Origin of the sequence: Muricauda sp. MAR_2010_75, assembly GCF_000745185.1 — a bacterium.
Taxonomy (GTDB): Bacteria; Bacteroidota; Bacteroidia; order Flavobacteriales; family Flavobacteriaceae; genus Flagellimonas.
Genome location: NZ_JQNJ01000001.1, coordinates 235,076 through 249,939, shown reverse-complemented (window position 1 = coordinate 249,939; position 14,864 = coordinate 235,076). Strand labels below are relative to the sequence as shown.

Annotated in this window: 14 protein-coding genes; 3 read left to right on the top strand and 11 right to left on the bottom strand. The window is 41.0% G+C overall.

Translation table 11 applies throughout. From position 1 onward, the window contains the following. Window positions 1-46 precede the first annotated feature (46 nt). The 3 genes from FG28_RS01160 to FG28_RS01150 all read right to left on the bottom strand — a co-directional run bounded on the left by FG28_RS01160 (window position 47) and on the right by FG28_RS01150 (window position 4,625). On the bottom strand, window positions 47-2,743 hold the full coding sequence (locus FG28_RS01160; RefSeq protein ID WP_231562582.1) for a T9SS type B sorting domain-containing protein: 2,697 nt from the start codon (window positions 2,741-2,743) through the stop codon (window positions 47-49). Window positions 2,744-2,883: 140 nt separating this feature from the next. Then, window positions 2,884-3,717 (bottom strand): ABC transporter permease, encoded by an 834-nt coding sequence (locus FG28_RS01155; RefSeq protein WP_036379227.1) that lies wholly within the window; start codon window positions 3,715-3,717, stop codon window positions 2,884-2,886. Between the two features lie 11 nt (window positions 3,718-3,728). Continuing rightward, a complete protein-coding gene (locus FG28_RS01150) occupies window positions 3,729-4,625 on the bottom strand; it encodes an ABC transporter ATP-binding protein (RefSeq protein WP_036379225.1) in 897 nt (298 codons plus the stop codon). Between the two features lie 74 nt (window positions 4,626-4,699). On the opposite strand from FG28_RS01150, the gene FG28_RS01145 reads away from it, so the two are divergent. Continuing rightward, window positions 4,700-5,776, top strand: a complete 1,077-nt coding sequence (locus FG28_RS01145) for a hypothetical protein (protein ID WP_036379223.1) — start codon at window positions 4,700-4,702, stop codon at window positions 5,774-5,776. Here FG28_RS01145 and FG28_RS01140 read toward each other — a convergent pair. From FG28_RS01140 to FG28_RS01115, 6 genes are read right to left on the bottom strand one after another with little or no spacing between them, the layout of a single operon-like run. Beyond that, complete coding sequence (locus FG28_RS01140) at window positions 5,773-6,831, bottom strand: nucleoid-associated protein (protein WP_036379221.1); 1,059 nt, start codon at window positions 6,829-6,831, stop codon at window positions 5,773-5,775. The two genes, FG28_RS01145 and FG28_RS01140, sit on opposite strands and share 4 nt — an antisense overlap. Window positions 6,832-6,887: 56 nt before the next feature. Further along, the gene (locus tag FG28_RS01135) at window positions 6,888-7,385 is read right to left on the bottom strand and encodes a hypothetical protein (protein WP_036379219.1); all 498 of its coding nucleotides are present in this window, start codon (window positions 7,383-7,385) and stop codon (window positions 6,888-6,890) included. 43 nt (window positions 7,386-7,428) lie between these two features. Next, entirely contained in the window at window positions 7,429-8,442 is a 1,014-nt protein-coding gene (locus tag FG28_RS01130; RefSeq protein WP_036379217.1) for a COX15/CtaA family protein, read from the bottom strand. Continuing rightward, complete coding sequence (locus FG28_RS01125) at window positions 8,442-9,869, bottom strand: CCA tRNA nucleotidyltransferase (protein ID WP_036379215.1); 1,428 nt, start codon at window positions 9,867-9,869, stop codon at window positions 8,442-8,444. Before FG28_RS01125 ends, FG28_RS01130 begins: the two co-directional genes overlap by 1 nt. Continuing rightward, window positions 9,869-10,429 carry an L-threonylcarbamoyladenylate synthase gene (locus FG28_RS01120; protein ID WP_036379213.1) on the bottom strand — a complete coding sequence of 187 codons (561 nt, stop codon included), beginning with the start codon at window positions 10,427-10,429 and terminating at the stop codon, window positions 9,869-9,871. Before FG28_RS01120 ends, FG28_RS01125 begins: the two co-directional genes overlap by 1 nt. Before the next feature lie 3 nt (window positions 10,430-10,432). Then, window positions 10,433-11,248: a zinc-dependent alcohol dehydrogenase gene (locus FG28_RS01115; RefSeq protein ID WP_036379211.1), complete on the bottom strand. Its 816-nt coding sequence runs from the start codon at window positions 11,246-11,248 to the stop codon at window positions 10,433-10,435. A 66-nt stretch (window positions 11,249-11,314) separates the two neighbouring features. On the opposite strand from FG28_RS01115, the gene FG28_RS01110 reads away from it, so the two are divergent. After that, the gene (locus FG28_RS01110; protein WP_036379209.1) at window positions 11,315-12,148 is read left to right on the top strand and encodes a glycosyltransferase family 2 protein; all 834 of its coding nucleotides are present in this window, start codon (window positions 11,315-11,317) and stop codon (window positions 12,146-12,148) included. On the opposite strand, the gene FG28_RS01105 is transcribed toward FG28_RS01110, so the two are convergent. Beyond that, a complete protein-coding gene (locus FG28_RS01105) occupies window positions 12,130-12,933 on the bottom strand; it encodes a glycosyltransferase family 2 protein (RefSeq protein WP_036379207.1) in 804 nt (267 codons plus the stop codon). The two genes, FG28_RS01110 and FG28_RS01105, sit on opposite strands and share 19 nt — an antisense overlap. Window positions 12,934-13,145: 212 nt before the next feature. Here FG28_RS01105 and FG28_RS01100 point away from each other — a divergent pair, with 212 nt between their 5' ends. Beyond that, window positions 13,146-13,820 (top strand): class I SAM-dependent methyltransferase, encoded by a 675-nt coding sequence (locus FG28_RS01100; RefSeq protein ID WP_197062533.1) that lies wholly within the window; start codon window positions 13,146-13,148, stop codon window positions 13,818-13,820. Here FG28_RS01100 and FG28_RS01095 read toward each other — a convergent pair. Beyond that, the gene (locus tag FG28_RS01095; protein WP_156102171.1) at window positions 13,779-14,855 is read right to left on the bottom strand and encodes a glycosyltransferase family 9 protein; all 1,077 of its coding nucleotides are present in this window, start codon (window positions 14,853-14,855) and stop codon (window positions 13,779-13,781) included. The genes FG28_RS01100 and FG28_RS01095 overlap by 42 nt on opposite strands. Window positions 14,856-14,864: the final 9 nt, after the last annotated feature.

Below are 14,864 nucleotides of genomic sequence, written 5' to 3'. Positions count from 1 at the left end.
ATAAAAATAGTAAAGGCAAGCACCAAATTAAAGCAAAGCTTAAAGATTATCGTTTTAGGGTGAAATGCCCTTTTATTTCCCTGCCGTCCGGAAGAATGGTCCTAAACCAATAATCTGAAGCAGGCATTTTTTGTGAATTGAACATACCATTCCATCCGCTACTATCCAACCTAATATTGGAAACTAACTTTCCGTACTTGTCAAATATGGACACGGTACTGTTCAAATCGAGTTCTGCTTCGAGCCCTTGGATTTGCCAATAGTCGTTAACGTTGTCCCCATTGGGCGTAAAGAATTTGGGATAACCTATCACAGCTATCTTGCCGTGTGTGGTTCCACATCCTTTTTTATCCCTGATATAGATGTCTAAAAATCCTGGCGGCACATTTTCAAAAGTATTTGAATCTTGATATGGACCCATCGGGTCTTGCAAGGCGTACTCATACACTCCATCCCCCGTGACCGAGATTTGTACAGTGTTATTATCAGAAACATCGCTGACCATGGCCTCTTCTACAACTGCAAGGTTGGAAGGTTCTACCTGAAAATCAGTACGGCCATAACATACCCAATTATTGGCGACATCGTGTATTCTTCCCACTTCCAAAATGTAGTCACCTGGTGTTTGGAAATTGGCAATTGGTCCCGAAGCATGGAAGGTTTCATTTCCATTGACCGCTACGGAATACCAAGTGTAAACATCAAATACACTGGGGGCGGTTATGGATAAATTCGGATTGTCCGTACACACAACATAACCGTTTTCCAAGGAAACCATAGGACTTTCTTGAATTATCATGGTTATCTCACGAATCCCTTGACAGGCGTTGCTGTTCTCCAATCTTGCATAGATAGGGGCTCCATCAGAAATATAGCTTGCCTCTTCAATTTGGTTCTCTTCCACCAGGGCGTCCTCTGGACTGTTGAAGAAGGTGGTTTCAAAACTTGGAAAATGTGTTGCTCTTAGATAATCAAAATCTACTAAGCCATTGAGTTCACCATCATTTGGAGAGTCGTCGCAAGCAAAAAAAGAAATGGGATCATTGTCCGCATCCATTGGTGATGCCAAAAGTTGTATAGTCCCCGTATTTTCACAATGTCCGTCGGTTACTTTGTAATGAACAGTTTGATTGAATGGCATTGTATTTTGGAAACGGGTTGGGTTTTGGATGGAGATTTCATTTTGAAGATCCGTGCCGCTCAAATAAAAATAATATTGTAAATACGCAGTTGGGCTGTCACTTGTTGAAACTTCTGTTAGATTAAACAGAGCCAGTCCATCAGAGGTATCCCCATGGTAATCGCATTGAATTAGCTGAATGTCGCCAGCTTCAGGAATGGGATTAACATAAATCATGGCCTCTCCAATAGTGGGGCACAAACCAGGATCCAGCGGAATGACCTCTACACTGTAAGCACCTTCATCTTCCTCACTGGCATTGGTGATATCAAGCGTTGCCGTATTGTTGGAAATAGGAACACCATCTTTCTGCCAAAAGTACGTTGCATCGGCAATGTCGTCTGCCTGCAACGTAATAGTACCGGCTTCACAGAGTGTCATTTCACTGGATGTTGAACCATCTGGGTTTCTAATCAGGTCAATTTTGTTGAAGTAAGACTGTATAAAAGGAGGGAGTCCTTGGCGTGCCAGTCCACTGAGTTGAATGGCATTGTGTTGATAGTTGGCTGCGGTACCTTTGCGATTGGGATTATGAATAACCCCCAAATAGGGCGAGCCTATTTGGTATGTTTCGGAAATAGTCCTGTAGATTTTTCCGTTTAGACCCAATTGAAGGGCTCCGCGAAAGATGTCACTTTCATCCAAAACGACCACTGAACTGGTAATATTAGGGGCATCCAAATCGTATTGTAGTAAAGCGGCATGATTATCTTCCTCGAATTGTGCCCCATCATCATTATAGGTGTGTGCATAGAGGAACCGGTTGTTGCTGGAAAACTCTATTCCGTATGCGTAGGGGCTTTGAACTGTGGGAACATACAACCGTTGTTGATTGGACAAGCTTCCAGTGGTGGTGTCAAAATCGTACAGGAACAACCCGTTAAATACATTGGCATTGGCCATTTTAGTGCCATCAGGCGAAAATTTGAGGTAACCACGCCTGTCCGTAAAATTAGAATTGTTAAAAGTGGATTTTACCGAGTTAGTCATTAATCCGCTTGAGTTTATCTCAAAGGCGTGATAGGTATCAAAATAATCTCCTTCGTTACCATTTTTTGTTGAGAGGGTCACAACCCAAGCAGAGCGGTCGTTGCAATCCTTCAATACGGCGGTAATTTTTTCACTACAAAAGGACAATAACCGAATATTCTTTTGGACCACATCCCCCAAACCGTCATTTAGGGCCATATCCACAACAGAATAGTTAAAACCATGGTAAAGGTCATCTGGTCGGATTTTGGTATCTACGGTGAAGATATAAAATATGTCATCGTTCTCTGGCATGGGCACCACCAATGCCGACTGTGAACTAGAGGTGTCCCCATATAGGCCAAAGCCATTGGGCATTCGTGAATGGGTGCTGTTATATACATTAATACCATCGGTATAAAAAAGCAATTGACCCTCTTCATCTGAAATGGAAGCGCAGCCCTCAATGGTGTTAAGGTTGCCATCGTCCAATGGGGTCACCGAGCCATCATCATTAAAGGTCAATCCAGCCCTGCTCCCAAAATACCAATTGGAAGTTTGCTTTTGGGCGGAAGCCACGCAACATATGCCCAAAACAAATATGATTATAGTGTGCCTCAAAAGAAAATTCTAGACTACAATGTATCAAAAAATACAATCTTTCAAGGTAAATTTTGTTGAATCGTATATTTAAGCGGTTGGAAATCAAACTTTTTTTATTTCCGTTGTCTCGGTTATAAATCGCGCTTTTTCAATAATGCATAGGACAAGTAGATAAAAAGTGCGGTCCAAAAGATAACGATCAAAAACTCATACCAATAGGTGTGATAGTCAAACCGGAAGTTCTCCCCAATCTGATCACCGATATTTTGAACTGCAGATAGTCTGGAACCAGGTTCCTTAATCAAATTCATCATGGATTCCAATGGGAAGAAATCTTTCACTTTTTTTGCAGCGGGCCAACTCATGACCTTCCAGCCCAATAATCCAAATATGACCTGCTCTAGAATCGTCCATAAGATTAAAAAGCCCAATGCAAAGGCTGATCGCTTTACAAGAATGCCCAAAAAGAGACAGAAGGAGAAAAAACCGACCAGTTTTACAAAAAAGGCCAGTAAAAACTCTAAATCAGAAAGGATAATGGACAACTCGTTGTAATCAGAGTATACTAGCCCCAAAACCATGGAAACCACAAAGACAAATACCGTTGAAATCAGTGCAAATGAAATGACTGTCAGTACTTTGGAAAGAATGAATTCCTTTTTCGAGAGACCATCGATCAAATTTTGTTTAATCGTCTTGTTGCTGTATTCATTGGACATCATGGAGACAATAACAATAGCTAGGAACAATTTAAAAATTGCGGCGACCCAGGTATTGAAATGCCAGATGTACGGAAAGTTGAATATTCCTTGATCGGCCAAATGAAATTGAACTGGACCAATGTCGAACTTTATGGCGGCGATCAATGCAATTGAGGTCAACAGGGCAAAATAGGATATGATCAATATCTTGCTGGCCCTATTGTTCCAAAGTTTTATGAATTCTATTTGTAGTAGACGTACCATGCGTTGTTTGATTAGTTGTTTTTGGTCAGGGTTAAAAATTGCTCTTCCAGACTTTCCTTACGTTTGACCAAATGAGAGAGGACGATGCCTTTTTCAAATAGCATTTTGTTCAACGCTTCGGCATCCATTTCTTCCTTCAAATAAGCGGTGAGCGTTCCATTGAAGTTCTCAATCTTTCCAAAACGGGCGCTTTTTTCCAAAAGGGATTTAAGTTGTTCCATGTCAGCGGCGCGAAGTTCAAAAAAGCCATGACTGGCCATCATACTGTCCACAGGACCGGAATAGAGTTTTTCACCCTTTCGAAGAATGACCACATGGGAACATACTTTCTCAACTTCGTCCAATAAGTGCGAAGCCAACAAAATGGTAGTACCTTGATTTGCAATTTTCTTGATGATTTCCCTGATTTGATGGATACCCTGTGGGTCCAATCCATTGGTGGGCTCGTCCAGAATCAGAATTTCTGGGTCGTTGAGTAGGGCAGAGGCAATGGCCAAGCGTTGTTTCATACCCAGGGAATACGTCTTGAACTTACTGTTTCTGCGGTCCCACAACCCTACCAATTCCAACTTTTCCTGAATACGGGTATTGGGAACTTCCTTGATTTTACAGACCAACTTCAAGTTTTGAATGGCGGTCATGTAGGGGTAAAAATTGGGACGTTCTATGATGGCTCCTACTTTTTTCAAAGCCTCATGGGTTGAGGTGTTGCCATCAAACCAGCTAAAATCACCGGAAGTACGATTAACGACGTTCAAAATAATGCCCAACGTGGTCGATTTTCCACTGCCGTTAGGTCCCAAAATGCCATACACATTGCCCTTTTCTATGGTAAAGGACAAATCTTTAACGGCAGTGAGGTACCCAAACTTTTTGGTCAGATGGTTAACGGTAAGTATAGTTTCCAAGACGGAATCGTTTTTTGATTTGTTTATATTAACTTGACGAGGTATTATGCAATTTGTTACAAAATAGGGAAAGAATGGCTGAGGAAAAATTGATGTCCAAGAAAAAACCGGCGTATCCAGTACAAAAAAAATTGGATGCGTATTTGGACCGGTACAATCGAAAAATAGAGATTCCCATTTTCTATGAGGATTTGCTCCGTTTTGCCGGGTCTGTTGTGGTTTATGACAACGATGGGGAGGATACCCTATGGGTTAGGGTCTATTATTCGGATGCTGATCGTAAGGAAATCGACATGAGCCTCAAGCAGGTCTATTCCATCTTACATTCAGATGGGAGCAATCGTATTTTGGAATATTTAAATGTAGATGCGGTTGATTTTTGCACTTTTGGTAACTCCAAACCCTTTCGCATTAAAGTGCGGAACATCCTGAATGACAACTACACCTATTTCTATGTAAAAAAGACCGATGCCTCCCGTATCTACGGATTGGAACTGGAACACATGCTCTCACCTTACAATCTTAACTTTTTGGTGTACAAGGATACCCTCATTGAGGAGCATATCGCCGGTATTCCCGGGGATATGTTCATCAAGGATATATTGCCCAAATGTTCGGAATCCGAAAAAGCCCAGTTGGCCAAGGAATTTGTAAAGTTCAATGAGCGATGCATGATACGTCTGTTGGGCGATATGCGATCGTATAACTACGTTATTGTTCCCGTCCACGATTTTGATCATGTGGTGTACCGCATCCGGGCCATAGACTTTGACCAGCAATGTTATGAAGGCAAGTTCAAGGTGTATTTGCCGCAGTTCTTTAAGGAAAACATAAAAATGGTGGAGTTGGTCACCAACAAGCTTCAGGAATATTCGGTAGATCAATATAAGATTGAGGAACGTTCCATAGTGGCCAAACGAATCATCAGTTCAGGAAACCGGATAAAGCGATTGATAAATAGTGTGAAAATCGATGAAATCTCGGTCCCCGAAAATGTGGAACGCCTGAAAACAGAGCTACAGGAGTTTACCCATGACATGGAGTTCAAGAAATGCGAAAACATGGGCCAAGTGTTGGCCACTGCCCTTGACTTTGTGAAACGAAATTACGAGGATGTGAGTATGAAACAGATTATTGAGAAGAAATTCTAACTCTTCTGTTCCTTGTTGAAATACACCAAATAATAGTACATCTGGCGCTCCTCGTCCCAGCCCTTTTCCACAAATTTTTGTGCAGAATCGGGGTTGATGAAATCCAATTTTATCTGGATGTTGGTGTCTAGGTTAATGACATTCTTGATTTTTTTTCGGGCATCGGAAACCGCCTTATTGGCGATGTCAAAATTGGAAACGTCCTCAATACTGTATTTGGGCCCTTTTTCAACCTTGTAGTGCTTAAACTCGGGAATCAATTCAGGGTTTTCCATCACCTCATTCAAAAAAGAGGTTTCTTCAAAATTGTCGTTTTTCGCAAAATGGTTCACCGCGCGGTTCATAAATAGCACCTCTTGTTGTTTGTCCTCAGCAGGTAAAACGACATCCTTAGCGAAATTTTGACAGAATTTCAGGTAGTTTTTGGTGTAGAAGTTCTCATCGGTCAATGGAATGAGACCCAAAAAGTTCTCCAACCAGTATTTGGCATCGTATCTATTACTATCCACCGACAACACTTTATACCCTTCCTCTTTCTGCGTATTGAAAACGATACAGCCCTTATCCAATTTGTTGATGTTGATCCCTTGCCGAATCAAAATCTCCAAGTTTTGTTCTTTTTCCTTGAACTGAAGGAAATCGTGCTTCAACTCACTTTTAAAAATCCCAACGGCATCCAATTTTTGATTATCGATGACCATATCGGAAAAATGCACCACGTACACCTCCCCACTTTTAATGTGCGGGTGGTTGGATTGTTCAAAAAGGTGCGAAGTTATTTTTTTGGAAACCTCGTGGGTTTTGGAGCTGTCCCCGAAAATCTCGGTAACGGCGTTGTAGATTTCATTGAACTCCAAATCCACATCATTGTAAAACTTGTAATAGTTTTCTTCCTTCTCCCGAAAAGGCTTAAAGAAATACTCCTTGAGCAATCCCGCCATTTCATCATTTAGTGTGAAGGGCTCCGCGGACAAAAATGCACTCTCGTTCTTGCTCTTGTTGCCTACACGATGAAGCGAAATACTTTCAATCTGGGCGTGATATAGATTTAGCATAAAGGTGAAGGGTTTTGGGTGAAAGGTAAAGGGTTTATGGGTGAAAGGTTAGGTTTTTAATTCCAGTTTTCGTCAAAATCCATGTCGTCATAACTGTCCAGATAGTCATCGTCAAACTCGGTTGAAGGTTTGGATTCGAAATTTTTCTCAGGCGGGGCATCAGGCAATTCGCCAAAACTGAACAACACATTTGGATAACTTCTTCCATCTTCTTTGTCCACAATGTCGGCCAATTCCACAAAAAAGGTCCACATGCTGAAAAAATCATACACATAGATCATTTTTGGGGTTTTCTCCGTGAGGACATCATCAAGAACGGTTTCGTTCATCAAACGAATATCAGAACCATTTTCGCTCATATCAAACAGCGCAATTTCTTCATCTTGGTTCCATTCTTCATCACACGTATAAAAGGAAGCCATTTCAGAACCTTCAAAGCCAAAGGCTTGGGTAATGGCATTGTGAAATTCTTCCAAAGTATTGTTATCCTCAATCTCAACATCCCTAAAGATATCTTCTTCAGCATCAAGTATTATCCTGATTTTATAAATCATCCAACAATTTTTAGAGTGGGCACAAATTTACGACAATTCAATCTTATTTGGAGAATCGATGCAGGGTAAACGTCATGGCGGCCAACAAGAAAAATGCCCCAATTTGGTGGGCAACACCCAACCATAGAGGTACGGCATAAATCAGGGTCAAAACGCCCAACACAAATTGCACAAAGACCAAAACGACCAAGGATTGCAGTCCTTTTTCCTGTAATGAGGTTCTTTTAATTTTTCGGGTACGGACCCAAATTAAGGCAATCAAACCTACCACAATATAGGCGATATAGCGATGTATAAACTGAACGCCGCTTTTTCCTTCAAAAAAGTTTTTTAGTACCGGCTGTTGTTCAATGTACACGGTTTCATGAATCAATTTTCCCTCGCTCATCAAGGGCCAGTGGTTGTGAATAAAGCCTGCATCCAGTCCAGCCACAAAAGCGCCCCAGATTATTTGGATCAATAAAACAGCGTAGGTAAACCGAATTAGGTTTCGAACGGGTTTTATATTTTCCTTTTTGGATGGATAAATCAGGTCCAATGCCACCCAAAGACTGTAGGCGAAGGTGATGAATGCGGTGGTCAAATGTGCAGCCAATCTAAAATGCGACACATCGGGACGGTCCACCAAGCCGCTTTTTACCATATACCAGCCCAAAAAGCCTTGAAATCCACCCAGCAAAAGCAATACGAGACATTTTTTTACGGTGGGTCTGTCCAATTTCTTGGTAAACAGGAAGTAGAGGAAGGGCAGAATGAAAACGATTCCAATGAAACGACCAATGAACCGATGTAGCCATTCCCAAAAATAAATTTCCTTAAAATCCTCTAAATCAAAATGGGAGTTGAGTTTTTGGTATTCTGGGTATTGTTTATAGAGCTCAAAGGCTTCTTCCCAGGCTTGCTCATTCATGGGAGGAAGGGTTCCATGAATCAACTTATAATCCGATATGGAAAGCCCAGAATGCGTGAGTCGGGTAATTCCTCCGACCAACACCATGATAAAAATGAGGGCACAGCCGGTCAACAGCCAATACACTACATATTTGTTCTTTTTCATTATGAATGGACTTTTAGGTTCATTTGTTTGCCTTTTTCCAACATAAACTGATAAGCAGCTTTGTATTCATTTGGAATTTCACCCTCCAAAATGGCTTCTTTAATGGCATCTTTAATGATTCCAATTTCCTTGGAAGGTTTTAAGTTGAAGGTCTGCATGATTTCCTCACCGGAAACTGGGGGCTGAAAGTTGCGGATGTGGTCCCGTTCCTCAACTTCCACTATTTTTTGACGCACCATTTGAAAGTTGTTCTTGTACTTTCGCTGTTTTTTCGGGTTTTTGGTGGTAATGTCGGCTTCGCACAAGGTCATGAGGTCATCCACATAATCTCCTGCATCAAAAACCAACCGTCGTACCGCGGAATCGGTCACATGGTCTTCGGCCAAGATGATGGGCCGGGAGCTCATCAGGACCATTTTTTGAACGAACTTCATCTTGTCGTTCAAAGGCATCCGCAAGCGTTTAAACAGCTTGTATACCATTTTGGAGCCCACAAATTCATGTCCATGAAAGGTCCAACCAATTCTTTTGTGGAATTTCTTGGTAGGGGCCTTGCCAATATCATGTAACAAAGCCGCCCAACGCAACCAAAGGTTATCCGTGGCCTCCGAAATATTATCGACCACCTCCAGGGTATGCCAAAAATTGTCCTTATGGCGTTGCCCTTCAATTTCCTCGATGCCTTGAAGTGCCGTTAACTCTGGCAGAATTAGGGACAATAATCCCGTTTGATGCATTAATTTGAAACCCAACGAAGGCTTGGGACTCATCAATATTTTGTGAAGTTCGTCCACAATGCGTTCTTTGGAAATGATCTTGATACGGTCCTTATTTTCTGTAATGGCCTGAAGCGACTTCAGTTCGATGTTAAAATGCAATTGCGTGGCAAAACGGATGGCACGCATCATCCGCAAAGGATCATCGGAATAGGTGATGCCCGGTTCCAAAGGGGTTCGGATGATTTTTTTGTCCAAGTCGGTCAGTCCATCAAAAGGGTCCAAAAGCTGACCAAAATTGGATTGGTTCAGGGCCAAGGCCATGGCATTGATGGTAAAATCGCGTCGATTTTGGTCGTCTTCCAAGGTGCCATCTTCTACAACCGGTTTTCGGCTGTCATGGTGGTAACTTTCTTTTCGGGCACCCACAAATTCCAATTCCAGACCGTTGTGTTTGATCATAGCCGTTCCAAAATTCTTGAAAATTGAAACCTCTGGTTTTCCCTTCAGTTTGGAAGCTACTTTTTTGGCCAATTGAATGCCACTGCCTACGGCTACCACATCAATATCTTTTGGTGTGCCCCTTTTTAAAAAATAATCCCGTACAAATCCTCCTATGACATAGGCATCCACCCCCAATTCATCGGCCGTTTCTCCGATAAGTTGAAAAACAGGATGTTGAATGGCTTTTTTATGGAATTCCTCCGTCATTATTCCCGAATTACCTTCACCTGTCCGTCATTGGCCAATTTAATGATGGACGATGGGGAAGGAGCTTTGTTTACATCCGGCAAATTTACCACATAGTCCACTCCTTTTAAAATTTCAGGCTGGATATCCTTAAAGTGTTTTGGGGTGGGCTGTCCAGAGATGTTTGCCGAAGTGGATACGATGGGTTTTCCAAACTTATTGATGAGGTACTGGCAGAATTTATCCGAAGCCACCCGAATGGCCAATGTATTGTCGTCAGCGATGAGGTTTTTGGCCACTCCCACAGGTTCATCAAAAACAATGGTGGTGGGCTTGGTAGCCAAATCCATAATGTCGTAGGCTACTTCTGGCACCTCCTTCACGTGACGTTCCAACATGGCTTGGTTAGCCACAAGGCATATGAGTGCTTTGGAATCCTCCCTTTTTTTTAGGGCATACACTTTTTTTACGGCATCTGGATTGGTGGCATCGCAGCCAATGCCCCAAACGGTGTCAGTGGGGTAGAGAATAAGATTCCCGGCCTTAAGTTCTTTGATGCAATTGTTGATTTGTTCGGTCAAGGGCTAAAATTTAAGTTTAAAATAATCGGTAAGAGCTTGCCATTGGATTCTATTTTTGTCCCCTTCAATATTGGATTTCTTCAGGGAAACTTTTTGTGAACCCCAGATAGGTATCGGTTCTTTTGTTGGGTAGGTTGATTTAACCGACATGGTTCCTTGTAACAAACTCATGGCCTTAAACCAAAGATCATCTGCTTTTGGAGCTAATTTTGAAAAAAGTTCTTGATTTAAGACCCTGTTGTCCAACGAATTTGGTGGATAAAGGGTACCACCTGCGCCTATGGGAAGGACGGTCTTGGGATTTGGGCATGATTCAACCCCTGAACTCCAATTTTTGTAAGGAAGTAATTCGTTCTTTTCATCATAGCTGATACACCGGGTTTGGTTGCCGATTATACAATTAGGCTTTTCTAAATGAGCTTTGTATAAATTGAATAGCCAATTTTGCCGGTACATCATATCATCATCGCAGGTAATAATGACCTTGTTGGGATACACTTGAAGTGGCTCAACAAGTTTCCTGTGGGAACTGGAATGACTGGTAAACCGGATGGAAAAGTGTTCTCCGGTTAATTCTGACAGTTTTTTTGGAATGCTTTCTTTTAAATTCTCGTGAAGCCATAGGACTATATGTTCGGGAAGCACACTTTGGTCAAAAATGCTTCTTATAGTGATATGAACAATTCCCAATCTAGATGGGATTGAAGCCAAAGAGACCACAACAGGAATAATTTCTTTACCCATCTCCATCTTTTTTGGAGATTGCCACGTAAGTCGAGCCTGATTGAATATGGAAACTGGGATTTCTTTGACTTTCATTCTAGGATTTTGGATAAGCTAAAGTAAGGATATGTGATAACATTTAATATTTCTATTTTTGCCAAGATGAACCAGAATGAAGGGGAGGCCCCCAAGATATCCGTAATTGTAAGTACCTATAATGCCGAGGAATGGCTAAAAAAGGTGCTTTGGGGATTTAATTGTCAGATTTTCAAGGATTTTGAGGTCATTGTAGCTGATGATGGCTCCGGCCCCAAAACCAAGGCACTCTTGGAAGAACTATCCAGCCAAGTGTTCTATCCCATTATCCATATATGGCAGGAGGATGATGGTTTTCAAAAATCACGGATTCTTAATAAAGCCGTTGAAGCCTGCAATGCAGAGTATATTATCATGACCGATGGCGATTGCATTCCCCGTGAAGATTTTGTAGAAGTTCATTATATCAACAAGGAAAATGGGTATTTCATTTCTGGAGGATATTATATGCTTCCCATGAACATTTCCAAAATGATAACCTTAGAGGATATTGAAAACCAAAACTGTTTCAATATCCACTGGCTCAAAGAAAAGGGGATTCCAAAAACGTTTAAGAACAATAAGCTTACCGCCAGTGGGGTCATATCCAAACTGCTGAATACATTTACGCCCACCAACGCCAGTTGGAACGGACATAATTCTTCAGGGTGGAAAAAGGACATTTTAAATGTTAACGGGTTTGATGAACGGATGCAATATGGGGGTCAGGATCGTGAGTTGGGCGAGCGATTGTTTAACTTTGGGATTAAGTCCAAGCAATTGCGCTACAGTGCTGTTTGTGTGCATTTAGATCATAAAAGAGGGTATAAGACTCCTGAATCAATTGCTAAAAATCAATCGATACGTAAAGAGACACGATCCAACAAAGTGGTTTGGACCCACTACGGCATCACCAAATAATAAGCAAGTTCATTTTTCTTCTCCAGTCGCTTTAGTTCCCTATATCGTTCCAAAACACCTAAAGCGTTAAGATAACAAATGGTAATTCCTTTTTTGCCATCTAAAAAACCGAGCCGCAGTACAAAGTGGTTAAAGAATTTCCAAGCTGGCTTGACCAACATCAGTAGGTAATTGAAGTGCTTTTCTTTGTAGAAATCCTCTTTTGCCTTTAACTGACCGTAGCGGAGCATTTTTCCTTTGTAATCCTCGTAATTTTTGTAGCAGTAGTGGGTAAGCTTTTCCTTTAAAATGCAAGATGTACCATCTACCTCCAAGGTTTCGTGAACAATCTTTTTATCGGTGAAATACGCTTTGCTTTTTCGGAACAGTCTATGGTTTTTATCGGTTTGCCATCCACTATAATTCAACGGACTGTTTTGAAACATGAACTTACGGTAAAACCAGTATGCCTCACAGGCATTGGGATTGTTCACTGTATCCAGAATTTCCTTTTGAAGTTCTTTACTGACCACTTCATCCGCATCCAAAAAAAGTATCCAATCATTGGAAGCTTGTTTCAGCGTAAAGGATTTTTGGGCGGTAAAATTATCAAAGGGATTTTGGATTGCCTTTACTTTTGGATGGTTTACCAGATATTCATAGGTGCCATCCGTACTAAAGGAATCAACTACAATAATCTCATCGGCAAATGAAACGGAATCGATACATCTTTCAATATATCCTATTTCGTTGTAGGTGATGATGAGTGCTGATATTTTTTGCTTTGGGGTGCTCAATCCAGCCATAATATTATTTTGGTACGAGGTTTGGTTCTACAAAACTATAACAAAAAAACAGGGCAAAAATTGTTCGGCTGTTTATTTTTCTTACAACAACTAAAAATCTGAAAACCCTACTTTTTACCTCCTAAAATTGATCTGTTATTGTTATTTCTAAGAGATAGATAAGAAAAAGGAGGATGGTTGCTTTATATTTGAAAAATTTTGAAAAAGCATCAATGAAGATAGCAATCACCATACTTCTCTTGGGAATAGCCAGTTTTTTAATAGGAAAATGGGTCAAACATAAATCCCTTTACCCGTTTATGCCCTTTAGATACGATTTTAGAAAACGAAGAAACACCTTTTTAAAAATGATGGAGTTGATGAAAAGGACCAAGGCCAAAACCATTGTGGAAACAGGGACGTCTCGCGAAGGTCTTCGGGGGGCCAAGAGCAATGGGGCGGCCACTATCGTATTTGGGAAATGGGCAAAGGAAAATGCAGCATTTGTACATTCCGTGGACATTAGTGAAGATTCCGTAAAAAACGCGCAGGCAGAAGTAGACAGACAGAACCTTCAGGATTTTGTCAAAATCTATCATTCCGATTCACTGGCTTTTTTGGAGAATTTTGATAAAACTGTAGATGTACTATATCTGGACAGCTATGATTATAGCAATGATCCAGAGGTTCAGAAAAAAAGCCAGCAACACCACTTGGAAGAGTTTCAAAGAATTGAAGACCAACTCCACGACAACTCAATTGTTTTGATTGACGATTGCGATCTGCCCAACGGTGGCAAAGGCAAACTTGTCATTGCCTATATGCTGGATCGTGGATGGAAAATCTTGGAAGAATCCTACCAAGTGTTATTGGTCAGGGAAAACTTCACGCTCGATGAAGCGATCTAACTGTTCCTTAAAAAACTTAGGTTTAAAAGTTTTATATAATTGTTCAGCGCTCTTTTTGCGTTCTTTTTTGGGTAGATTGAGAATTGCCGGTTTAAAATCTGCCAGATGCACTGCTTGGTTCTTGCTATTCTCATTGAAGGTAAGCCATGCGGTCTTGGAAATCCAAGGAGAAAAAATGGAAAAATTGGGAATGCCAAGTGCTTTGGATATATTGCTGCAACCACCTTCATTTCCATAATATACATTACATTGCCCCATGAGCCCAATAAACGAGCGCAAAGAAGTACAGAAAACATCCTCTCGAATATAACCTCTGGTTTTTGGAGTGCAGTGCGAAAGAAATTCAGCTACCTTGTCTTTCTGGTTGGGTATATAGTTCAGCAAAAACGTGACCTGATGTTTTTTCGATATAACTTCCAGGGTTTCGGCCAAATAGTGCAAAGGATAACTTTTACAGTGTTCACTGCCCAATAATCCCACCATAATAATAGGATTGGAAGTATCAACATCGTATTCTTGGAGGACTTGTCTCGCTTCCTCGTTTTCAGACTCTGACAAATGGATTTTTGGTGCTAAATCCGGTTTTTCCAATTCTTGAATTAGAGAAGAAAGTAACAAAAGGCGATTTTCAATGGCATGGCCCAGTTTGGTTTTCTCATTGTGGGAATAGGAGAACAAATGGGTGTAAATGAACTTGGAATACCATTTTTTATAGGAAATCTTTAAATCTGCCCTTGAAAAATAGCTGATGAGATTACTTTCCAATTTGCAGTACACATCTATGGTGGCAAAATAGTGTTCCTTTTTTATCGATTTTAGAAATCTATAAAAAGCAAGCTTGTTTTCCCGATAGTCGTTCTTAAAAAGAATGATTTTGTCCACAAATGGATTTCCCTCAACAACAGCCAAAGTGGATTCATTGATCACATAATGGACCTCCGAACCGGGAAAATGGATTTTGAGATGTTCACAAAGAATGGTGCTGGCGAGTACATCGCCGACCATCTTTTGTTGTATGACCAAGAATTTCTTCAAACTAAATGC